This is a genomic window from Fibrella aquatilis (assembly GCF_017353255.1).
Taxonomy (GTDB): Bacteria; Bacteroidota; Bacteroidia; order Cytophagales; family Spirosomataceae; genus Fibrella; species Fibrella aquatilis.
Genome location: NZ_JAFMYU010000037.1, coordinates 18940 through 40600, shown reverse-complemented (window position 1 = coordinate 40600; position 21661 = coordinate 18940). Strand labels below are relative to the sequence as shown.

16 protein-coding genes are annotated in these 21661 nt (G+C 55.7%); 6 read left to right on the top strand and 10 right to left on the bottom strand.

What is annotated here, in order from left to right:
• Positions 1-52: 52 nt before the first annotated feature.
• The 3 genes from J2I48_RS27350 to J2I48_RS27340 form a co-directional block, all read right to left on the bottom strand.
• Entirely contained in the window at positions 53-1204 is a 1152-nt protein-coding gene (locus J2I48_RS27350) for a pyridoxal phosphate-dependent aminotransferase (protein ID WP_207338723.1), read from the bottom strand.
• A gap of 295 nt (positions 1205-1499) precedes the next feature.
• Positions 1500-2300, bottom strand: coding sequence for an ion transporter (locus J2I48_RS27345; RefSeq protein WP_207338722.1), 801 nt, complete (start codon positions 2298-2300; stop codon positions 1500-1502).
• Between the two features lie 172 nt (positions 2301-2472).
• The gene (locus tag J2I48_RS27340; RefSeq protein ID WP_207338721.1) at positions 2473-3900 is read right to left on the bottom strand and encodes an OmpA family protein; all 1428 of its coding nucleotides are present in this window, start codon (positions 3898-3900) and stop codon (positions 2473-2475) included.
• Between the two features lie 242 nt (positions 3901-4142).
• Here J2I48_RS27340 and J2I48_RS27335 point away from each other — a divergent pair, with 242 nt between their 5' ends.
• Positions 4143-8516, top strand: a complete 4374-nt coding sequence (locus J2I48_RS27335; protein WP_207338720.1) for a T9SS type A sorting domain-containing protein — start codon at positions 4143-4145, stop codon at positions 8514-8516.
• A gap of 108 nt (positions 8517-8624) precedes the next feature.
• Here J2I48_RS27335 and J2I48_RS27330 read toward each other — a convergent pair whose 3' ends face one another.
• The 7 genes from J2I48_RS27330 to J2I48_RS27300 all read right to left on the bottom strand — a co-directional run bounded on the left by J2I48_RS27330 (position 8625) and on the right by J2I48_RS27300 (position 18610).
• Complete coding sequence (locus tag J2I48_RS27330; RefSeq protein WP_207338719.1) at positions 8625-9806, bottom strand: DNA polymerase III subunit; 1182 nt, start codon at positions 9804-9806, stop codon at positions 8625-8627.
• 84 nt (positions 9807-9890) lie between these two features.
• Positions 9891-11081, bottom strand: a complete 1191-nt coding sequence (locus tag J2I48_RS27325; protein WP_207338718.1) for a putative sugar nucleotidyl transferase — start codon at positions 11079-11081, stop codon at positions 9891-9893.
• A gap of 70 nt (positions 11082-11151) precedes the next feature.
• Positions 11152-11754, bottom strand: a complete 603-nt coding sequence (locus tag J2I48_RS27320; protein ID WP_207338717.1) for a cytochrome c oxidase subunit 3 — start codon at positions 11752-11754, stop codon at positions 11152-11154.
• A 98-nt stretch (positions 11755-11852) separates the two neighbouring features.
• Positions 11853-12704: a 4-(cytidine 5'-diphospho)-2-C-methyl-D-erythritol kinase gene (locus J2I48_RS27315; protein ID WP_207338716.1), complete on the bottom strand. Its 852-nt coding sequence runs from the start codon at positions 12702-12704 to the stop codon at positions 11853-11855.
• A gap of 139 nt (positions 12705-12843) precedes the next feature.
• Positions 12844-15351, bottom strand: a complete 2508-nt coding sequence (locus J2I48_RS27310; protein WP_207338715.1) for an OmpA family protein — start codon at positions 15349-15351, stop codon at positions 12844-12846.
• 88 nt (positions 15352-15439) lie between these two features.
• Positions 15440-17092 carry a T9SS type B sorting domain-containing protein gene (locus J2I48_RS27305; protein WP_207338714.1) on the bottom strand — a complete coding sequence of 551 codons (1653 nt, stop codon included), beginning with the start codon at positions 17090-17092 and terminating at the stop codon, positions 15440-15442.
• Between the two features lie 357 nt (positions 17093-17449).
• Positions 17450-18610, bottom strand: a complete 1161-nt coding sequence (locus J2I48_RS27300) for a CaiB/BaiF CoA transferase family protein (RefSeq protein ID WP_207338713.1) — start codon at positions 18608-18610, stop codon at positions 17450-17452.
• A gap of 102 nt (positions 18611-18712) precedes the next feature.
• Here J2I48_RS27300 and J2I48_RS27295 point away from each other — a divergent pair, with 102 nt between their 5' ends.
• The 5 genes from J2I48_RS27295 to J2I48_RS27275 all read left to right on the top strand — a co-directional run bounded on the left by J2I48_RS27295 (position 18713) and on the right by J2I48_RS27275 (position 21509).
• The gene (locus J2I48_RS27295) at positions 18713-18910 is read left to right on the top strand and encodes a hypothetical protein (RefSeq protein WP_207338712.1); all 198 of its coding nucleotides are present in this window, start codon (positions 18713-18715) and stop codon (positions 18908-18910) included.
• Positions 18911-18986: 76 nt separating this feature from the next.
• Positions 18987-19214, top strand: coding sequence for a DUF433 domain-containing protein (locus J2I48_RS27290; RefSeq protein ID WP_207338711.1), 228 nt, complete (start codon positions 18987-18989; stop codon positions 19212-19214).
• 19 nt (positions 19215-19233) lie between these two features.
• Positions 19234-19791, top strand: coding sequence for a hypothetical protein (locus J2I48_RS27285; RefSeq protein ID WP_207338710.1), 558 nt, complete (start codon positions 19234-19236; stop codon positions 19789-19791).
• A gap of 3 nt (positions 19792-19794) precedes the next feature.
• On the top strand, positions 19795-20100 hold the full coding sequence (locus J2I48_RS27280) for a hypothetical protein (RefSeq protein ID WP_207338709.1): 306 nt from the start codon (positions 19795-19797) through the stop codon (positions 20098-20100).
• Between the two features lie 59 nt (positions 20101-20159).
• Complete coding sequence (locus J2I48_RS27275) at positions 20160-21509, top strand: phospholipase D-like domain-containing protein (protein WP_207338708.1); 1350 nt, start codon at positions 20160-20162, stop codon at positions 21507-21509.
• Positions 21510-21661 lie beyond the last annotated feature (152 nt).

The window sequence follows — 21661 nt, the reverse complement described above, 5'->3', positions numbered from 1 at the left end:
AAAGAGTGTGGTCCGGCACTCTTTCACTCTTTCGCCATTCACTCTTTTACCCTTATGACAGCGTCTTCAGCCCATCGGCGAAGGCTTGCATTTGGGGCATAGTACCCAGGCTAACGCGGCACCAATACTGGCCATCGAATTTCCACTGGCGTATACCCACGCCCTGATCGAACATTTTGGCTACGAAATCTTCACCTTTCATGCGGATCGGGAACATCACGAAGTTGGCCGACGACGGCAGCGGCGTGTAGCCATTAGTCTTCAGCGTTTTATCCAGAAATGCTTTCGATTCGGCGGTTTTGCCCAGCGACCATTTGATAAACTCCTTGTCGGGCATGCTTACCAGGGCAGCTCGGAGTGAGGTCATGCTAAGGCCACCACCGTTTGGCGAAAAGGGCGCAATCTGGGCAATCAGTTCTGGTTTGGCCAGCAGGTAGCCAATGCGCAGGCCTGCAAATCCGTGCACTTTCGAGAAAGTCCGGCTTACGATCACGTTCTGCCCCTGCCGTACCAGATCAACCATACTGGCAGCTTTGGGGTCGGCCACATAGTCGATGTAGGCTTCGTCGATGAAGACGGGCGTTTTGGCGGCCGTGGCCGAAATAAACTGCCGCAGTTTGGCGGGGTCGGTCAGAATGGCCGTGGGGTTATTCGGGTTGCAGAGGTAGACTAGGCTAGTTTTGCCCGAAATGCGGTCGCTTAGTTTCTGGAGGTTCTGGTCGTAGCCATCAGCGGCCACGAGGGGCACTTTTTCGGCTATCATCCCATGCTTGACGGCGGCGCGCGGCAGGGCATCGAAGGTGGGGTCGGGATAAACGAAGTTGTTACCAGCGGGGGTTTTGTAGGCGAAATACATAGCCGTGGCGTTGAGCAACTCGCCCGAACCAGCACCCAGCAACACGCACTCTTCGGGTACGCCTTCTTCTTTGGCCACCATTGCCTTAAACGCTTTGGCATAGTCCATGGCGTAGAGATATCCGTCGGGCGCGGCTTCGTTGATGGTTTTCAACACCGCTGGCGAGGGGCCGTAGGGATTCTCGTTGGCCAGCAGCCGGGCCTTCAGTGCCGGTTTTTTAGCTGGAACTGGCTCATCCAGTCGGAGCGGCTTATCCAGCCATGGTTCACAATAGGCGGCGGGGGCAGTGGCAGCGCCAACACCCGCAAGAAGACCAGCCCGGAGCCAGTCACGACGGTTGAGTTGCATAAGGTAACGTTGTTATCAGGTTGTATTCCGTTTAATAGCAAGCTCACAGGCGGTACTGGCGCGTGGTTTTGTCATTGAACAAATATAAGGTAATAGATAATTTTTGCCGAATTATTATTGGTGGTAAGCAGATAAAACAATGTAATATTTGGTTATATATGAATAATGTAAAATATAATACATTATAGTCTTTGTATAATACAAGGGGTGAAAGAGCGAAAGGGTGAAAGAGTGGCTGACGCAAGAGCAAATCCATGCGTCAGCCACTCTTTCACTCTTTCACCCTTTCGCTATTTCATTCTCTCACCATTTCTTTCCCGCAGTGTGGACAGCGGCGGGGGGCTTTCTGATGCCGGATGTGTTCCGTGAAGCCGGAGACGAGAATACCGGTGGGAAGGGCAAAAAGCGCGATACCCAGCACGGCCGATAGGCCAGCCAACAGCTTACCGAAGGGCGTGACGGGATGGATGTCGCCGTAGCCAACTGTGGCCATGGCGTTGATGCCCCACCACATCGTGGCCGGAATACTGGAGAACACAGTGGGTTGGGCTGGGTGTTCCACATAATACATCACGCTGGAAATGATGATGAGCATAAACCCCACCATGGTCAGGCTCAGCACCAGTTCTTCTTTTTTATCGCGCACCACCTGCAAAATCATCCGGTAGGCGCGGGAGTAGCGCGAAACGCGAAACAGCCGGAAGATGCGAAACAGCCTCAGAATACGTACAATGGCTAAATCGGTAGCAAAGAGCGTGACGTAGAAGGGCAAGATGGCCAGCAAATCAATAATGGCCGAAGCCGACAGCAGATAGCGGAGCCGGCCCCAGAACCAATGTTCATACCGGTCATTCTCGACGCACACCCACGCCCGCAGACCGTATTCGATGGTGAAGAACGCGACCGAAAACAGCTCAAAATCGTAGAACAGGCGGGCGTATTGCCGATTATAGGCGGGCACGGTGTGCAACACAATGGCAATGGCATTGAGCGTAATAATCGTGATGAGCACTATGTTGAACAATAGGCTCAGGCCACGCCGGTTGCCCGCCGAGGTTTCAAGAATACGGTAGAGGGTGCGGCGGAGGTTGTTCAAAAGAGAAAAGTTGTTTTGGGTGCTGTGCGAAATTAGCGACTCGTAGCAGTAGATAGCATCCGCCAAACCCTGAAAACAAAATCAAAAAAAATGGCCTGCCGATGCCGTTCGTTGGAACCACATCAACAGACCATTTATCAGTATAGCAAAACGTATATTGCGCTGCGTGAGGCTATTTCTTCGTTATACGAACCGACGTGCGGCGGTTTTTCTGGCGACCTTCTGCCGTGCTATTGTCAGCAATGGGAATCTCCTGACCGTAGCCTTCAGCTTCTAGCCGGGTTTTGCTCACACCCAGTTTTACCAGTTCGGCCATGGCGGCGTCGGCGCGTTGCTGCGACAGTTTTTTGTTGTTGGCCGCGTTGCCCGTATTGTCAGTATAGCCTCCAATTTTCAGGTTCACTGCCGGATATGCTTTCAGGATGGCGGCCATGTTCTGCAACTGCTCCCGCGATTCGGGCTTGAGTTTAGCGCTGCCCGTTTCAAACAGCAGCCGGTCGAAATCGAACCAGGTTTTCTTGTCAACTTCTTTCGATTTGTCTTCGATGAAGGCGATCAGGCGGTTTTCAACGCCATTGGCCGGGATATTCAACTCCACGCCATCGGGCAGTTTTTTGGCACCAAAAGCCCCTAATGAAGCTGCTGCGCCAGAAATGGCATCACCTACTTTATCAGCGGCCTCGCCTACGGCACTGCTGGCGGTGTCCATCATGGCACCGGCTGTGTTACCAATGGTGTCGGCGGTAGCGGTTACGTCGCGGGTCGAAGCCGAAGTAGTGTCGTTCATGGTAGAACTGGTCACGGCCGTCGAATCTTTCTTGTCGCCGCAGCCCCGGAGGAAATACACTAGTGCGGCAATGGCAATAGCGCCCAACACCCAAGGTAGGAAATTGAATCCTTTACCGCCCCGGTCATCGTTAGCCATACTGCCTGCTCCACCGGTTGCGCTACCCCGCACGTCGTTGAAAGCTGTTGATGCAACACTGCTGGCCCCGCCAATGGCTGAACCCAAGCTTCCCGTTACGCCACTCAGGGCCGAACCAGCCGACCCCGTGAGGCCACCCAGCGCGCTCAGGCCCGGAATATTACCCATCAGCGACGACAGACCCGATGGCATTGCTGCCGTGACGGCCTCGCGCTGATCGGCCAGCAGGCTAACCAGTCCACCTGCCCCCTGCGAACCCATCTGGCGGCCCAGCAAACCCGTAATAACCGAGCCTGCCATGCCCATCAGCCCCGATGCCGATTCGCTTTTTACGCCAGCGTACTGGGCCAGTGCACCGCTGATAAGGCCGGAACTGGAGCCAAAGATCGAGTTGAGCAAGCCGCCGCCCTGTTGCATCATAGCAGTATGGTCTTCATCTGCCGGTGGCTGGACAGAAGCCGAAGGTCCCTGCATGAAATTCTGCAACATACCTGTCAGGAAACCAGGCCCATCGGGTGAGCTACTGCGCGAAATAAGACCGCTCAAAAAAACTGGTAGTGCGCCTGTCAGGGCTTTTTGCGTGTTTTCGGGGCTTTCGTTTAGCGATCCACTAACGCGATTGATGACGGCATCGGTTAAATAACCTTTGGCCATTTCTAGTAGGTTAACTGCCATACAAGGAAGGGGGTTTGTGTGCTACAATGCACGTGAAACAGATAAAAGACAATGAAATAATGGTAAATTATAACTTTATCCTTAATAGACGTACTTGTTAACCATAAAGTAACAGATGAGGCTCAATGTTTATGTAATGCAGACGGGTTCGACCAGAATTGGCTAATTTTCGGTCAACCCAAGCTTTGCCCTACCGAATGTGGTCGCTTTATCCCATCGAACGTGTTTTTTTCAGCCGATACATGCCTCGGTCTGGCTTTTGGCTGGTAGTGCTCCCGCTACTGCTTACCGCCCTAACCGCCAGAGCGCAGTCCATCAAGATTCAGGCATTACCTACCTCACTCTGTGGCGGTAGCACCATCCAGTTGGCTTTTTCCTACGTCAATGGCTTCGTACCTAATGAACCCGTTCGGATCGAATTAATCGATGGCAGTAATTACGTAGTGGCGCGGCTGGTTGAGAACGTAACGTCGACGATTGCCTTTGTGCCGCTACCAACCAACCTCTCAGATAACTACTTCCGACTGCGCGTATACAGTTCGAACCCATTTGCCTACACTGATTCGACTCCATTTAAGCTGGCCCGGTCGCCCAGGGTACAGGTAGTATCGCCGGTAGTGGGACCGTATTTCATCAACCCTGGCGAATCGTTTCGGCCACTCTTACAGTTACGTGGCGGCGGTCCGTACGTTATTCGGCTAAACGACACCATTGCGGTCTACACTGACGAACTGGCCGAGGCTGTACAGCCCGTGCTAACCCCCAGCCAAAGCACCACCTACCGCGTTACCTACATTGAAAACAACTGTGGGCGGGGCACGGCCAGCGGCGAAGCCAGTGTGAGCGTGGGCACGGCGGGGTTGCTCGTTACCCGGCTGTCGACGCGTGAACCCTGCGCAGGCGAAACCATCGACGTGCATTATTCAACCGACCGGCAACTGACGGGTTCGCCAACCTATAAGGTTGAATTTCAGCCGATTGATCCCAAGCAACAAGCCTATACCGTGTCGGCATCGGGCACGGCAAGCCCCGCACGGGTGGTGGTGCCGCCCGTGGCGGCGGGGGGTGCCTACCGGCTGCGGCTTTTTTCTGAATCGGCGGGGGTATCGGCTTATTATAAAGATAACTTCGGCGATCAGGCCAGTTACATTCAGCTCCGCCAGTTGCCCACGGTGCAGCTATCGGGCAACCGGACCATCAATTTTGGCCAGACTGCCCTGCTCAATGCTACCGTGGCCACGCAGGGACTGATGGTGCTCACCCTGAGTGACGGCACCGAACAAACCATCCAGGCCACCGAAACAAGCCCGGCGCGGCTGCTGCGCGTGGCACCAGCCCAGACTACCACCTACACCCTGCGCAATGTGGCGAGCAACTGCGGTAGTCGGGGGGCCGAGGCAGGCAGTGGCAGCGCCACGGTAACGGTGCGTCCCGGCTTTCGCATCGACTCCCTCTCAACCCTGGCACTCTGCGCCGGGCAGGAAGTGAGCGTCTTTTTTACCACCAACGAAGCCACTGTTTCAACTGACCCTGCTACCTACGGCCTGCGCGGGTCAACCGCCTTTTCTGATGACGATCAGCTAGTGGGTGGGCAGGTTACCCTCGACGTGTTGCGCGTTACCCCCGGCAGTCAGCCTGGTACTGGCATACTAGTGGCCACGCCCCGCGCCCTTCCTGCCGACTATATCAACAACCCTGCCTATGGCCCGAAGGGAGCGTTGCTGACAGGCAACTTTTACCTGCAAATGGCCCGAAACGGCAGCGCAGGCAACGTTTTTCGGCGGGTAGTGGCCATTGCCGACAAGCCGCAGCTGATACTCGAGAGCCAGCCCATAACAGTAGCCCGGCCACAACTGGTTTATCCCATTGCGCAGTTGACGGGTCATGCCACGCCTACCGATATCACCCTCTCTGACGGAACACGGCAGACCGTGCCCGGCGACATAGGGTTTGGCGATACTAAATCGGTGGCCACGCCTGTGGGGGTGATGGCACGCGCCAATGGGCAGTTTAGCGTAACGTCAGTACAAAACCGGTGTGGCGTAGGAACGGCCACGGGCACGGTGGCTATTTCGGTGCAACGAACTGATACCACTGCCCTCTACATGGGGCCTATTCCGACCACTATCTGTGTCGGCACAACCATCCCTGTCTCATTTACGGCGGTGGGTAATACGGGCAACACGTTCCGGGTAGAACTGGCCGACGACGATGGTATTTTTCGGGGAAAGCTCATTGGCGCTAGTACCAGCAGCCCTATCAATGCGGCTATTCCGGCTAACCTGGGTATTCATAGTGTGCAGAAAATCAGGGTTATTGCCCTGGGTGGCCCCACGCCCGCCAGCCAGCCCCGGTCATTTGTTTTCGTTGATCCTACCCAGGTAGTGCGCCTTTTCACGGTGACGGGCACCACCGAAGCTGTCACCCGCATTGGCGAACCAACCACCCTGCGCCTGCTCACCACTGGAGCCTCCAACACCGACGTGGTGCTTTCTGACGGTCGCCGACTTACCCTGACCAACGTCTCGACCGACCTGCCGGTGACGCCCGCCCAGACTACCACTTACACTATCCGGTCGGCGCGGAATGCCTGTGGTGTGGCGGCTGGTACGGGTACTGTAACCGTGCGGGTACAACCGTTTTGGCTACAACCCCAACTGAGCCAGACCACGTTCTGCGAAAACGATTCGCTGTCGGTGCATGTGGTGGTGCGGGGTGAGATACCCGCCGGGGCTACGCACGCGCTGCAACTGCTGCTAAACGGCAACGTGGTGCAAACGTTGCCCGCCCGCTTTCAGGGCAACCGGCTGAAGTGCGCCCTACCCAGCACAATTTCGTTTCGGACGGCCTATACCGTTCGGGTACTCACCACGGTGGCCATTGTGCAGTATTACAGTGCGTTGTCGGCGGGTACGTTTTTGGTGTATAAGTACCCCAAAATCAGGCTCGTACCACCCAGCGCAGGCACCATTTTGCTCGACGAAAACCAGAACAGCGTGAACGTACAACTGGTAGATCCCGGCAATGGCCTGCCTGCTATGCTCGACAGCCGTATTCAGTATCGGATCAACAACCAGACCTACGCGGCTATTGATAACCTGCCCGTGACGGTGAAATTGCTGGCTAACAGTGCAGCCACCACTAATTATCAGATCTCATCGGTCTATGATGCTTTCTGCGGGTTTGGCGTGGCCGACGGCAGCGTTCGTGTTGCTTACCGACCTGGTTTGCGGTCAATCTCGCTCAGCAAATTTCTTATTTGCCGGGGTGGCGACCAGGCTATTTTATCCTACGAAATATCGGGTGAGTTTGCAGCCGATGCGCGGTTTACGGCTTATCTGGTCAACGCGTCAGGTACTAAAATAAGACTGGGTCAGTCGGCCAAACCCATTGATAAACTGCCGTTTACGGTCGATCCGGGCGTAGCGTCGGGGTCGTATCAGGTGGTGCTGGAATCGTCGGTGCCAAACCTGCCGGGCTTCTCTAATTTCCCCAGCATTACCGTGGGCGACCCGCCGGTGGTAGCCCTGCGCCCCACCAGTTCGGTACAATACCCCGACCAGACCGTAACGGTGTCGGCCAAGGTGGTCAGTGGCTTTTTGCCCGTGTCACTGACCCTCACCGATGGCTCGTCGCAGACGCTGACTGCGTTCGACAATACATTTACGTTTGCGCCGCGTCAAAGCGGAGTGTATCAGGTAGCACAGGTAGCCAACGTGTGCGGAGCCGGACAGGCCAGCGGAACGGTGTCGGTAACGGTACTGCCCAACTCGCCCACACAAGTGCGGGTGGCGAGTGTAAGTTCACAGGGGACGGTGGCGCAGGTCTGCATTGGCGGTACGCTTACTGTAGCCCTCGACGCCCGCGGTACGTTTGGGCCGGGCAACCAGTTTACCATTTTTCTTTCCGACAGCACCGGCCAGAACTACCGCCCATTGACCACCCAAAACGTCAGCGCCACCACACTGGCGGCCGTACTCCCTCCCGACGTACTGCCTGGCGCGGGTTACCAGGTGCGGGTAGGGGCCAGCAACCCGTCGTTGCTGGGGTCGGTATCAACACCGCTGACGGTGCGGGGCAGCCTGACGGGCGTCCTCACCGCGGCCACTACGGCCTACCGGGGCGAGCTAACGTCACTGACGATCAGCCTGAGTGGCATAGGTCCCTGGTCGGTGACGCTGACTAACAACCGCTATGGTACTGAACGGTTCACCGTTACTAACTCGCCCTACCTCTACCCCTTTCAGCCCGACAGCACTACTACGTTTCAGTTGCTGGGTGTTGGTAACACCCTCTGTGGTGCGGGGCAGGCAACGGGCCGTGTGACAGTGACGGTGCTGAATGCGTTGGGCGTTGAGCCTACGGGTGTTACGGTCATAGCTTACCCCAACCCCACAGCAGGACAGCTACGCATTAAAGGCGATTGGCCTAACCCCCAGCAAGTCAGTTTATCACTAACCGACGCCACCGGCCGGACGGTCTACACAACTGCCCATGATCGCCCCGGTCCCGCCTTCCAAACCGACCTTGACCTAAGCCTCTTCGCCCCCGGCCTCTACATGCTAACTATCACCGCCGATGGGGTAAAGACAGTGGTGAAGGTGATGAAAGAGTAGGTATTGGTCATTACGCTGCGCTGTCGTTCGTTACCGACGCGAACCTACCAGTAATGACAGCGGCGCAGCGAATGACAATGAATGACAGCGCAGCGTAATGACCAATGACTAATTTTTAATAAGCCGCGCAAAGGTTAGCGATAGGTCCAGTAGCACCATTTTGGGGCGTGCGTTGCGCTCGATGTGGTAGGCGGCTTCGTTGAGGTCACCCACCATGCGGTCGATAAGGTCCGGGCGAAGGGTTTTGCCGAAGTTTTGTACAAACTTCAGTTCATCGTCGGGCAGGCGCAGTAGTTGTGTAGCCCCTTGTTGGAAGAGGAATAGGTCACGGCAAAGGCGCAGGCTGTAATCGAACAGGCTTTTTTGGCGGTCTTTGGGTAGGGTGTCGAACTGATCGGCCTGTTTCACGAGCCAGTTCAGGTCCTGGCGGTAGCACGCCCGCATCCAGTCGGCAAACCAGGCGTGCTGATCGCCCACGGTATCATCGGACTTAGTTTGGCCCATTTTCAGGGCCTGGGCCAGGTTGCCGTCGGTGAGGTAGGCGAGGCGGCGGGCGCGGGTTTCGTCGAGGTTCAGGGTTTGGCGCAGGTGGGTGGCTACTTCGGTATCGGTGAAGTTGCGCACGGCTACCCGCTGCGCCCGCGACAAAATCGTCACCAGCAGTTTGTCGGGTTGGTTGGTCACGAGCAAAAACAGCGTTCGTTCGGGTGGTTCTTCCAGCACCTTCAGCAGCGCGTTGGCCGAGGCTACGTTCATCAGTTCGGGCAGCCAGATGATCATAATTTTATAAGCACCCTCGTAGGCCTTCAGCGAGAGCTTTTGCAGGATATTCCGGGCTTCTTCGGCAGCAATATTACCCTGCTTGTTTTCGCCCCCGGTGGCATCGAGCCAGTCCGACAAGGTACGGTAGGGGTTGTCAATCAGGAACTTACGCCACTCGGGTAGTACGGCCTCGCTGGTATTCTTGCCTTTACCGAGGTTAGCCACCGGATACACCATGTGCAAATCGGGATGCACCAGCCGACTCATTTTCATGCACGACGAACACTGCCCGCAGCCGTCAGAAAGCGGTACCCCCGCCGGGAGCGGACTGCCAAACAACCCGCCATCACTACCCCCGCCCGACCGCGTTTCGCAGTTGACATAGGTAGCCAGGGCCAGCGCCAAAGCCAGGTTGGCGCTACCTGCCCGCCCGTCGAACAGGAGCGCGTGGGCCAGGTGATTGGTCTGAACGGCCCGCACCAGCGTCTGCTTAGTGTCGTCGTGGCCAACGATGTCGGAGAAAAGCATGTATAGTAAGTGGTAAGTGGTGAACGATGAGGGGTGAGTTTGCTTCCGCCAGAGCAGTTACGCTGGCGGAAGCAAACTCACCCCTCATCGTTCACCACTTACCACTGAATAGATTGCTCGCAAAACGGCTTCTTCAGTGTCGTTGAAAGGGATGTTGCGGCGACCTACGGACTCGCGGGCTACGTGCAGGGCTTTATCGAGGCGGTAGGGCGAAAAGCCTTCGGCGGCACCGCCCCAGGTGAATGAGGGGATGTGTTTGGGTTGAAAACCGGCCCCGAACACGTTAACGTTTACGCCCACCACCGTGCCGGTGTTGAACATGGTGCTGATGCCCGCTTTGGTGTAGTCGCCCATCATGAGGCCGCAAAACAGCCGTTTTGTGTCTTCCAGTTGCCCGGTGGCGTAGCTGTGCAGCTTCACGGGGCCGTAATCGTTCTTGAGGTTCGAGTTGTTAACGTTAGCACCCAGGTTGCACCACTCGCCAATAACCGAATTACCCAGAAAGCCGTCGTGAGCCTTGTTGCTGTAGCCAAAGAAAACCGAGTTGCCCACTTCGCCCCCCACTTTGCAAAATGGGCCAATAGTGGTATTGCTGCGCATTTTGCCGCCCCAGTTCACCGTGGCATCGTGGCAAAGGGCAAACGGACCAATCATGATCGTGCCTTCGCTGATGGTGGCGTTGCGGCCAATGTAGATCGGGCCATTTTCGGCGTTGAGCGTGGCTGCCCGGATTACCGCGCCTTCTTCCACAAATATACTGTTGCCGCCGTACACCCTCGTGAATGGATCTGTGATGGGTGCCGACTGCCTGCCATCGGTAAGTTTGGCGAAATCGACCCGGATCTGATCGCCGTTGAGGGCAAAGATGTCGGGCATTTCCCGGATCATCACGGGCGTGTCTGGCCCGACTTCAACGGGCGCGAAGTCGGTAGCGACGGGCGCTTTGTCCAGGCGTTTGCTTGTGCGCACGGCCAACACGGTCTGGTCGGGCAGCAGCAGGGCCGTTTCAGGAGTCAGCGTTTCCAGCGTGGCCAAAAACGCCCGCGACGGGCAGGCCGCGCCATTGATGTAGATCGTCTCGGCTTCGGTATAAATGGCCGGAAATTTAGTTTGCAAATAGCCTTCCGTCAGATGCGAAACGGGCTTCTGGAGCCACTGCTGCCACTTTTCGGTAATCGTCCAGATGCCGATGCGGATGTCGGCTACGGGCCGGGTAAAGGTAAATGGCAACAAAGCGGTGCGAATCGTCGGCTCGTCGAAGAGGATGTAGTTCATGCGAAAAACTGAGTTGGGTGCGTCTGTTACCCAACTGCGAAGATACGGCAGACTGTTTGGGGAAACTGATTTACCAGGTAGCCCAGGCAATATGATGGTGGAAGAGCAGAAAGATAAACAGCGCCACCCACAGCACGTCGACGAAGTGCCAGTAGAGGGTTATGAGCTTGATCTTGAGCTGGTTAGGTGGGTTAACGCTATACACGAACGACTCCACATAGGCTCGCTTCCGAACGGCCTCAACTAAGGCAATGCCAATGAATATCAGCCCCCCCAAAATATGCAGCAGGTGTAAGCCCGACAGCAGGTAAACAAAGCTACCGGCAGGGTTGCCTTCCAGGCCCACGCCCGCCCGCACCATCTGCCGCCAGCCCCAGGCCTGCAATAGGATAAACAACGTGCCGAGCACCAGCGTGGTGGCCATGTTGATCCGATAGCCCGAAAACTGCTCGTGCTGAAAGGCACGGTTGGCATTGTGCAACGTCAGGCTGCTAAGCAGGATTACTACCGTACTGAGTACAAACACGTTAGGCAAGGCTACGCTAGCCCAGCCCGGCCCGGTCTGGCGCACAATATAGACGCCCAGCAGCACCGTAAAGAGCAATACGCTGCCCCCAATGCCCAACCAGACCATAAAACGAAACGGCTCCCGCCGCCGGGTGAAACGACTCATGCGCGAATGAGCGAAAGAGCGAAAGAGTGAAAGAGCGAATAGGCTGACGCCAGCGTGTTCTTGCGTCAGCCTATTCGCTCTTTCATTCTTTCACCCTTTCACAATTTACTTTCCCAGACTGTGTAACGCGAAAAGGGGGGTGGGGAATTCGGGGGGGCGCTAAAAATACCGTAGAGGGTAGAGCCGCTGCCGCTGAGGCTGGCGTAAAGTGCGCCTGCGTCGTAGAGTTGGGCTTTGATCTCGGCCAGGAGGGGATATTTGGGGAAAAGACTATCCTCGAAATCGTTATGGACCGTGCCGCGCCACTGCTCAATGGGAGCTTCCAGTAGGGTGCGCAAGGGCGTAATGGGCTGGCGGGGCGTCACGCCTGCGTAGGCTTCGGCGGTAGAGATGGCCAGGTTGGGATATACCAGCAGGATATAAAGGCCTTTTAAATCGAGGTCGATTGGCTCAAATATGTCCCCCTTTTCAATACAGTATTGGGGTTTGTTTTGAATGAAGAAAGCGCAGTCGCTACCCAACTCACGGGCATAATCTTCGCGTTGCGCCACGGTCATCCCCAGGCCAAATTGCACGTTGAGTAGGTTGATCGTGGCCGCTGCGTCGGCTGAGCCGCCACCCAGGCCGGCGCCAATGGGCACAACCTTGTGGAGGTGCATCTGCACAGGCGGCAGGTCGAAGTCGGCCTTCAGGCGGTGATAGGCCCGCACGCACAGATTACGCGCAGGAGCAGGATCGCCGGGAATTGGCAGGCCGCTGGTGGTGAAGGTAACTAGATCACTATCAACATTTTCATCTGCTGATTGTTCAGTTAAAGGAGCGGGAATAATCTCTAATACGTCGGTCCAGCCAACGGGATAAAAGGCCGATAACAAATTATGAAACCCATCGGCCCGACGGTCGGTTAGTTGCAGGCCAATGTTGATTTTGCAGGATGGGAAGGAGAGCATGGGGTAAATAAATGAACAATCGGTCCGCCGATGCGGTACAATGAATAATGTACAATGGCTTCGCGATCAGATGTTCCCGCGCGAAGCCATTGTACATTATTCATTGTACCGCATCGGCGGACCGATTGTTCATTAAACCTTACTTGATAGACAGAATTTTAAACTCCGTACGGCGGTTGCGCTGATGTTCTGATTCGGTGCAGATCACGCCGTCGGTGCAGTTGTTGACGGGTAACGATTCGCCGTAGCCCGTGGCCAGGATGCGGTTGCGGCGAACGCCTTTCGACGCCAGGTAGTCGGCCACGGCGCGGGCACGGCGGGTAGACAACTCCCGGTTGCGGGCAGCCTCGCCCCGGCTGTCGGTGTGCGACCGAATCTCGATCACCAGCGAGGGGTATTTCTGCATCGTCGACACTAGCCGGTCTATCTCGCGGGCGGCATCGGTGCGGATGGTGGCGTTGCCCAGGTCGTAGTAAATATTGTCCATCGGGATTACCTCGCCCACACGCAGCAGCTTCACGTCGGCGGCCACCAGTTTGGGTTTCGACTTTTTGGCCAGTTTGCGCACCCGGCTGAAATTGGTGCCGTAGGTCGGTTTCGAGGCAATAAGTGTGTAGTCGCAGCCCTCAACCAGATCAAACTCGTACCCTCCATCGGGACCCGTCACGGTAGATAGGATATCGCCGTTGCACTCGTTTTTCAGCTTCACCGTCACTCCTTCAATGGGTGAACTGTCGCCTTCGCCCAGCACTGCGCCCCGCAGCCGCGAGCGGGTGAGGGGTTTTTTGGGGTCCAGCGGGGCCAGCGTTTTGGTTTCGGTGTAGACCGTGTCGATGATCATGGTGGGTTTCAGCATCGTCATCTCCAGCTGCGACGGTTGGTCGTCGGTCATGGCTTTGGTCGAAAAACCGATGGTGCTGTTGATGTAGCCGTCGCGGCGGGCGGTGAAGAGGTAATCGCTGTCACCGTCGAGGCAAAAGCGCACAATACCGTTGGCATCGACGGTCAGCACCTGATCGGTTTGGCCGGGGCGGCGGCTTTTGGCCAGCACCGTCACGCTGTCGAGGGGCATGTCGGCTTCGCGGTCAATCACGCGCAGGGTCAGGTCACGGCAGCCGTAGAGCGAGCTTTCGCGGGTGAACCGAAAAATGTCGTCCGAGCCGTTGCGGTTGCTGCTCAGAAAACCGGCGTGGCGGGTGCCGTCGGTGATAAGGCCAAAGTCATCGCCGGGCGAATTGATGGGTGCGTCGATAGTTTCTACCGACCGCACGGTGGTGCCCGCCATAGCCGCATAGAATACGTCCAGCCCGCCCAGCCCCTTGCGGCCGTCGGTGGAATAGTAGAGGTTGCCTTTGTCGTCGGAGAAGGGAAACAGCTCGTTGCCTTTAGTGTTGATAGTCGGTCCTAGGTTCTGCGGCTCGCTCCAACGTCCGTTCAACCAGCGGGTTACATAAAGATCAGTGCCGCCGAGGCCACCGGGCATGTCAGACGCGAAGAACAGCAGCTGATCGGGCGTGCCGTCGGGACCGCGACCCAGGGCGGGGTGGCCCACCGAATATTCATCGCTGTTGAAGGGCAGTTCCACCACGTCGGTCCAGGCCCCGTCTACCTGCCGGGCGGTATAGAGTTTCAGCTTATTGACGTTTTCGGCGCTGGTTTTGGCCTTGCCGTTGTTATAATTGTTACGCGTGAAAATAATCTGCGTGCCGTCGGCCGAAAACGTAGACGGCCCCTCGTGATACCGGGTGTTGAGCGACTGCGAAAACCGTTTCGAGGGGTCAACGCCCTGTTTGTCGTCGTAGCCCAGACCTTCGGCCACCCGAATGCCCGCGTCGAAGCCAACGGCCGTTTTATTGTCGTTGGCGGTGGCCTGCGTGTAAAAATCTTTGCCCACCTTATCGGGCGTGCGGCTCGGTGCGCCCGACCCCACGGCGGCGGCTTTGCCTTTCATCAGCTCTCCGTCGGCATCGTAGCGTTGTTTGCTGGTAAGCTGGTTGCGGTCAGGGATGTAGATCAGGTCGAGGTAGCCCGCACCACCGCCACTGCCCGACGTTTCGATGGTTGAACCGCCTTTGCTGCCCGACACGTAGACCAGCCCGTTTTGGTAGAACATAGGGCTAAATTCTTCGTTGCCTGTGTTCAGGCTCAGGTCGTCGATCTGGTAGCGCACGGCTTCGCGGCGGGTGGCGGCGGGGCGCCCATCGGCGGCGGTGGGAATACTGGCCGGTATGCGGCTGCGCTGTTGCTCTTTCAGCGTCTGGTACCGGCTGAACTGCACGTCGGCTTCGGCAAACTTGCCATTGCTGGCCAGCGTTTGCGCATACGCTAGCACCGTACTGGCCGACTCATTGTTGGCAGCTGCCTGGGTCATCCATTCGCGGAAAGCTGCTTCGGCCTTTACATTGTCTCCCACCGACCGGTACGCCTGCGCCAGGCTGGCCTGCGCCGATGCCCGCTGAACAGGGGTCAGGTTCTTACCGTTCAGCGCCTGCTGATACAGGTCGATGGCCCGGCCATATGCCCGGTAGCTGAGCATACGGTCTGCCTTAAGCAACAGCGAGTCAGGTCGCTGTTGGGGGCTGGCCATGGCCGAATATCCACTCAGGAAGAGCAGTATCCAGACGCAGGAACGTAAAAGCCATCTCATAGTCACTATTGAATTGATGTCATTAAGAGCAATTCACCCAAAATAACGCCTGAATAAGCCTGTTTAGTGAGCTTACCGGCGGCGTCGGTCAGCGGGCAATAGTCATAAACCGGACAAATTCGCGTCCGTCACTTGTCTTTACCACATAAAAATACGTTCCATCGGGCAGGCCTGCGCCTTTGTCATTGGCACGAATCCCCTGGTTAGCCGTGCCGTCCCAGTCATTCCTGTAATCGGCATTGGCATATACCCGGTGGCCCCAGCGGTTAAAAACTTCCAGTTGCACAGTTAGCCCGGCGGGTACGTTGCGGATCACAAACAGGTCGTTGATACCGTCGTCGTTAGGCGAAAAGCCTTCGGGAATAAACACCGTGCTGGCTTCGGGTTGGTTGATCACATGCAGGGTGTCGCCTTTTGGTACTACTACCGTGGGCGACTGCGGGTTGGTCAGGTTCACCGTCAGCCTGGCACTGGCACCCGTACAGGGGCCTGTGCCGTCGGGGTCGGGCGTGGTAAGTGCAAACGTAATCTGCCCCATTTTGTGGTCGGCCTCAGAAGCTACATAACGTGGACGTAAACTTTGCCCGTCGGTCATCAGGCCCGACCCGGTGTAGGTCCAGCTGAGGGGCGAACTATCAAACCCGCGCAGCCTGGCCTGCAAGCATACCAGGCCGCGTTGCGCATCGAGCGTGTCGAGGCGGAGGGAGGCCATGGGTGGGTTGCTGAGGCAGGGCGCGATGGCGTTGGTGCAAGCAGTAATAACCGCCGAAACGGCCACCGGGAGGCTGGAACAGCCATTGGCGGGCTTGCTGGTCACGTAATAAACCCCCGCCAGCACAGCCCCCGGCGAGTTTAGCAGCGGCGAATTGAGGTTGGCCGAAGCTCGAAACTCATACGTTAATGATTTGTCGAAAGCACCACCGATGGCCCGCGTGAGGTCGGCGGTTTGGAAAGGGCAGGCGTTTTGAACGGTGGTCTGTGCCAGCACGGTTAGTACGGGTTGTTGCACCGGAACAGTCAGCACCGCCGAACTGTCGCTCTGGCAACTGCCCACCCGGCAAACGGCCCGCAGGCGCAACGTCTGACTGGCCACCAACGTCCGGCGCATACCCGTGCCTCCGTCCGACCAGCGCACCTGCCCGGCGCAGGCATCAGCTTCTACCGTAATGGGTTGACCAACGCAAACGACAGATTGCCCGTTGGCTACGCGCAGCAGGGGTGTGGTGGGAGGTGCTACCGTTACCGTGAGCACCGCCGAAAGTGGCCCAACGCAGGCACCCTGCTGACAAGTAGCCTGATAGCCAGTGGTTTGTGTAGGTCGTACTATGATGGACTTGCCCGTTAGGGTGGGGTTGGTCCAGGTAAGGGTACCGGCGCAGTGAGCAGCCGTAATGGTCAGGGCATCACCCGCACAGACTGTGGGAGTAGTGGTGTGCAGGGTGGGTGCATCAGGTGTGCCCACGGTGACAGTAAACGCCTCGGCGAAGCAACTCACGCAGCCATCAGGTAGGCGGCAAACGGCGGTGTAGCGGGTAGTTTGGTGCGGCGAAACGCGGATACTCGCCCCCCGTTCCCCCGTCGACCAGATCACCGTGCCACCGCAGCCCGACGCAGTCAGGTCGGTTTGTTGCCCCCGGCACAAGGGCGCCCGGTTGCCAGCAATGAGGGGTGGGTTAGGCGGTAAACACGTGGCCGATAGCGGTTTGGTTAACCCCACGGCCATCAGGTCGGACGTTGCCAAAAGTGCAAATCCGAGAACTAAACCCATAAGCCAACGAGTAGACCGTTTTATCAAGCGTTTCATGCAGTTGGATTTCCTTATACCCTACCTTGACTAAATTCATGCCAACATTACTGTGCGTACACTGCCCCCGGGTAATCCTGATTTAAACCAGTTCAATGGGTGTTTTTACGCACCGAAACGCTGACCTGTATACTAGACGGCAAAGTCAGGGCCGGACCTCATAAATCATGCCAGATAATTGCCCTACTGGCAACCTCCAGCTACTATATCAAGTTGGTTGGGTATCTGCTTTTTTGACGTTCCAATGGCGCAACTGTCACATGATAAACCCGTGTTTTGTTGCTCTTCAGTTTACTAAATCCCCGTGAGTACATCGCCTGTATCCTGTCCTAATTGGGGAGCGGGCCAGGCAGGTTGGGCGGGCGTAGCAGAGAATTTCAGCGGCACTCCTACCGACCTTACGGCTCCTGCTACGGGGTGTTCCTGAGTAGAAATCATCTGTCGAGCCAGCAGGTGCGGGTCGGCGGCCAGGTCGTCGAGCATGTTTACGGGCGTAATGAGCAGGTCGTGTTCTGTGCCCAACGTTACCCACTCGGCCTGGGTGCGCTGCTGTACTAATTGTTGAATAGTTGCTTTATAATCAGCGCGTTGCGTAGGTGACTGGGGCATGATAAACTTGAGCCAGTCGGGCTGACCCACCACCGTGCAGAACTTCTGCCAGAACTTGGGTTCCAGCGTACCGAGCGCCACGTAGCGGGGTAGGCCATCGGCTTCGTCGGCGCAACGGTACACCCCATAATTCGGTTGCCCACCCGACAGCGGCATCTCTCCCCTGACGGGCTTCTGCCCACCCTCGTGCAGCGCATAGGCCACCGACAGTAGCGGCATCACGCAGTCGGTCATGGATACATCCACGTGTTGCCCCTCGCCCGTGCGTTCGCGGGCGTAGATGGCGGCCAGCGTAGCCATCACGCAGCCGTATGACCCACCGGCAATATCGGCGAGCTGCACACCGGGCACTACGGGAGCTTCGTCTGGTTCGCCCGTCAGCCCCAGTACGCCCGCCACGCCGAGGTAGTTGAGGTCATGTCCCGCCAGGTGCGCGTAGGGACCCGTTTGCCCGTAGCCCGTTACCGACACGTAGACCAGCCGGGGGTTGCGTTCGTGCACCGCCATGTAGCCCAGCCCCAGCCGGTCCATGTGGCCGGGCCGGAACTGCTCCACCAGCACGTCGGCGGTTTCGGCCAGTTTCAGCAGCGTTTCGCGGCCTTCAGGTATAGTATAGTTCAGCAGCACGCTTTTCTTCGACCTGTTGTAGGCGATGTAATTCAGCGACTCGCCGTTCTGATACGGCGGAAACATACGCACATAGTCGGGGCTATTGGGGTTCTCTATTTTAAGCACTTCGGCACCCATATCGGCCATCATCATAGTCCCCAGCGGACCGGGCAACAGGCGCGTAAGATCCAGCACGCGCAGGCCCACCAGCGGGCCAGAAAGGGGTTTTCGAGACATAGGGGCAAGTTACGAAAAGGGAGGGTGGGATAGGGTTTTGCCGTGGCGTAAGCCTGGTTTACCGGGAAAGGTGTAACTTCATTCTGTCAACCAACACCAGTTATGCAGTCACTATTGATTACTCCAAAAGATGAAGCCGAATTCGGACTGTTATCAGCTTTATTGGAGCGGATGCACATTGCTGCTACAGTCATTGCTGACGATGACAAAGAAGATATTGATATGGGTCTGCTGATGCAGGAAGCCGAACGAAGCCAGCCCGTAAGCCGGGAGTCTATTTTTAAGGCATTGGGTCGCTAATGAAAACAACATCTATAAACGAACTGCTCACCTCAACGACCTGATGTGTGAAAACCCCTACCGACCTATCATACCTATGACCAATTATCAACAATACATTAGCCTCAACGCGGCTATCCGGTTTGGCAAACCGTGCATAATCGGCACCCGCATTGCCGTACAGGATATTTTAGGCTGGCTGGCATCAGGTATGACCAACGAAGACATCCTGGACGACTTCCCAGAACTGACAATAGCGCACATTCAGGCGGCGTTGGCCTTTGCCGCCGACAGTGAACGCCGCACCCGTTTGCAGGTCGCCTGATCGTTAATAATCCCCGCCAATGACCCCCGAAAATCCGTCCACCGCCCTCGTCACCACATCCCAATTTCCCGCCTTAGCACGCGTCTCAAACCAACTGGCGCTGACGAATAAGCTGTTGTCGAAATATACAATTATGCAAAATGAAATAAATGATAGTATAGGATTACTAGCTTTGTCAACGGAGAGATTGCTACATGCAATTCATTCGAATGGAGAATTTGAGAGTCGGTGGCTGAAAACGAATAAATGGCCTACAGTTAGAGAATATGGAGAATCTCTCAGTCAATATGAAGAAAATGAAATCAAAGCGAAAATAGATATGTATACTGACCAAATGAAAATGCATAATCTTTATTACTTATTTTACCATTACAGGAGAAGGTTAGATCAATCACCCAATCTGCATTTAAGGTGGAAAGAGATACAAGATAGGTTTCCAGATTATCTGGATAGAATAGACGAAGCATTATTGAATCATAGAACAAATCTAGAAAAAATGAGAAATAAACTAATGTCTAATCCAATAACAAACGAATTGATTGTCAAGTACAACTGTTATAATCTTCAAACGAATTAAAAAATGGGAATTCTTAATAATAACGGTTCGGGTATTGGGTTTGACTTTTGCCCTATTACAGGATACAAAGCTTCATATGGATTCAGCTCTCCAAATGCAAGCTATGATGGATTTGAGTATAAGCTGTTAGATATCAACGCTAAAGTTATCATTGGTTTAGGCTGCGACTACTTTAACGATGAGTTGGTATACGGTGAGTTGCGAAAACATTCAGATACAATCGTATCTTTAATTAAGTCTTGTAAAGATCCCTTTTTTCCTATTGACAAATTGTTTTATCAACAACTCACTACGGGCTATTTTTCTTGATTTTATGTCAATTTGTAAGCTGATTTTGTTCGCCGCAATACTTTGAAAATATAGTGACTATGCAAACTACTGCACATTTCACACGAATCCATGAAACAATTCTATCCGAATTAGAAAACGCTAAAGAACGTATTGATATAGCTATTGCGTGGTTTACAGATCGTGAAATCTTTCAGGTACTGTGCAAGTTAGCAAATCAGGGTGTATCAGTGAATCTGCTTATTTCCAGTGATGGAACCAACTTTAGAGCCGATGGCTTAAACTTTGATGAATTGAGAAAACGCGGTGGGTACATCGGTATTGTTGGCGGTGAAAAACGTAATTTCATGCACAACAAATTCTGCGTCATCGACGGGCATACGGTCATTACCGGGTCCTTTAACTGGAGCTACAAAGCGCGGCAGAACCACGAAAACGTCACGATCTCGACCGAGGCCGAACCGTTGGCCCAGCAGTTTGTAGCCGAGTTCCAGCAACTGCGCGACCGCTACGCCCCCGCGCCCGGCAAAACCCCGCTCGATCTGGGCAAGGTGCTCAAACGCCTCGACCTCATTAAAACGCTCATCGCCCTCGATGAAACCGATGAGCTTGGCCCACACCTCGACAAGCTGGCCCAACAGCACCTCACCGACGACCTGGAACAGCTTGTGGCTCTGCTCCAACGCGGGCAGTTTGCTGAGGCCGTGGGCAAGATCGAGGTATTTGGCAAGGCACATTCCGCCCTCACGGCCTACGTCGATGTGGAACTCAGTGCCCTGAAAATTGAAATCCGCATTCTGGAATTGCAGGTGCAGGCCCTCGAAGCCGAAAAAGCCGACATTGAAAAAACGCTGCACGAGTTCAGCGTACAACATTCGCTCTGGCTGGGCGATCTGATTCTGAGCTTATTACGTCATCGTCGGGCGCAGGCCGTCACTCTCGACGAGCAGGCCGAAGCCGAAACGGACTACGCACACTACAATCAGCAATACACCGAAACCCGGCAGCAACCCCGCTTCGAGCTATCGCCCGATGAACAGCGCGACCTTAAACGCAATTTCCGCAAAGCCGCCCAGCTTTGCCACCCCGACGTGGTTTCTGAGGCCCTGAAACAGCAGGCCGAAACTCTTTTTGCCGAACTCAAAGCCGCCAACGACCGCAACGACCTGACCCGCGTCAACGAGATTCTGTCCACCCTCGAACGGGGCGAAACGTTCGTGCCCCGCTCCGAGACCGTGACGGAAAAAGCACTGCTAAAACACGAGCGGACGCGGTTACAGGCACTTGCCACTCACCTGCAAACGACGGTACAAGTACTTCAACAATCGGAGACGTATCAGACAATCAGTCAGTTAGCCGATTGGGGTGTTTATTTTGAGGAGACGCGGCAGCAATTGACCCAACAGTTGCAGGCATTGGAAACGGCCTAACGCGTTTGCATCAACTCATCCCAGCTCAAGCACTACATGGCCGCGAAGCTACGCCTGCGGCATCCCGGCCCGGATGGCTTAGCGCCATGCTTTAGCTTGGCGAAGGCCCGGATGGTTGAACGCCACGGCTTTAGCCTGGCGACCCGCAGTGC

What these genes read in the sequence shown, in the direction of transcription:
- J2I48_RS27350 (WP_207338723.1), bottom strand. Translation starts at nt 1,204, where the DNA reads ATGCAACTCAACCGTCGTGACTGGCTCCGGGCTGGTCTTCTTGCGGGT.
- J2I48_RS27340 (WP_207338721.1), bottom strand. Translation starts at nt 3,900, where the DNA reads ATGGCAGTTAACCTACTAGAAATGGCCAAAGGTTATTTAACCGATGCC.
- J2I48_RS27335 (WP_207338720.1), top strand. Translation starts at nt 4,143, where the DNA reads ATGCCTCGGTCTGGCTTTTGGCTGGTAGTGCTCCCGCTACTGCTTACC.
- J2I48_RS27330 (WP_207338719.1), bottom strand. Translation starts at nt 9,806, where the DNA reads ATGCTTTTCTCCGACATCGTTGGCCACGACGACACTAAGCAGACGCTG.
- J2I48_RS27325 (WP_207338718.1), bottom strand. Translation starts at nt 11,081, where the DNA reads ATGAACTACATCCTCTTCGACGAGCCGACGATTCGCACCGCTTTGTTG.
- J2I48_RS27320 (WP_207338717.1), bottom strand. Translation starts at nt 11,754, where the DNA reads ATGAGTCGTTTCACCCGGCGGCGGGAGCCGTTTCGTTTTATGGTCTGG.
- J2I48_RS27315 (WP_207338716.1), bottom strand. Translation starts at nt 12,704, where the DNA reads ATGCTCTCCTTCCCATCCTGCAAAATCAACATTGGCCTGCAACTAACC.
- J2I48_RS27310 (WP_207338715.1), bottom strand. Translation starts at nt 15,351, where the DNA reads ATGAGATGGCTTTTACGTTCCTGCGTCTGGATACTGCTCTTCCTGAGT.
- J2I48_RS27300 (WP_207338713.1), bottom strand. Translation starts at nt 18,610, where the DNA reads ATGTCTCGAAAACCCCTTTCTGGCCCGCTGGTGGGCCTGCGCGTGCTG.
- J2I48_RS27295 (WP_207338712.1), top strand. Translation starts at nt 18,713, where the DNA reads ATGCAGTCACTATTGATTACTCCAAAAGATGAAGCCGAATTCGGACTG.
- J2I48_RS27290 (WP_207338711.1), top strand. Translation starts at nt 18,987, where the DNA reads ATGACCAATTATCAACAATACATTAGCCTCAACGCGGCTATCCGGTTT.
- J2I48_RS27285 (WP_207338710.1), top strand. Translation starts at nt 19,234, where the DNA reads ATGACCCCCGAAAATCCGTCCACCGCCCTCGTCACCACATCCCAATTT.
- J2I48_RS27280 (WP_207338709.1), top strand. Translation starts at nt 19,795, where the DNA reads ATGGGAATTCTTAATAATAACGGTTCGGGTATTGGGTTTGACTTTTGC.
- J2I48_RS27275 (WP_207338708.1), top strand. Translation starts at nt 20,160, where the DNA reads ATGCAAACTACTGCACATTTCACACGAATCCATGAAACAATTCTATCC.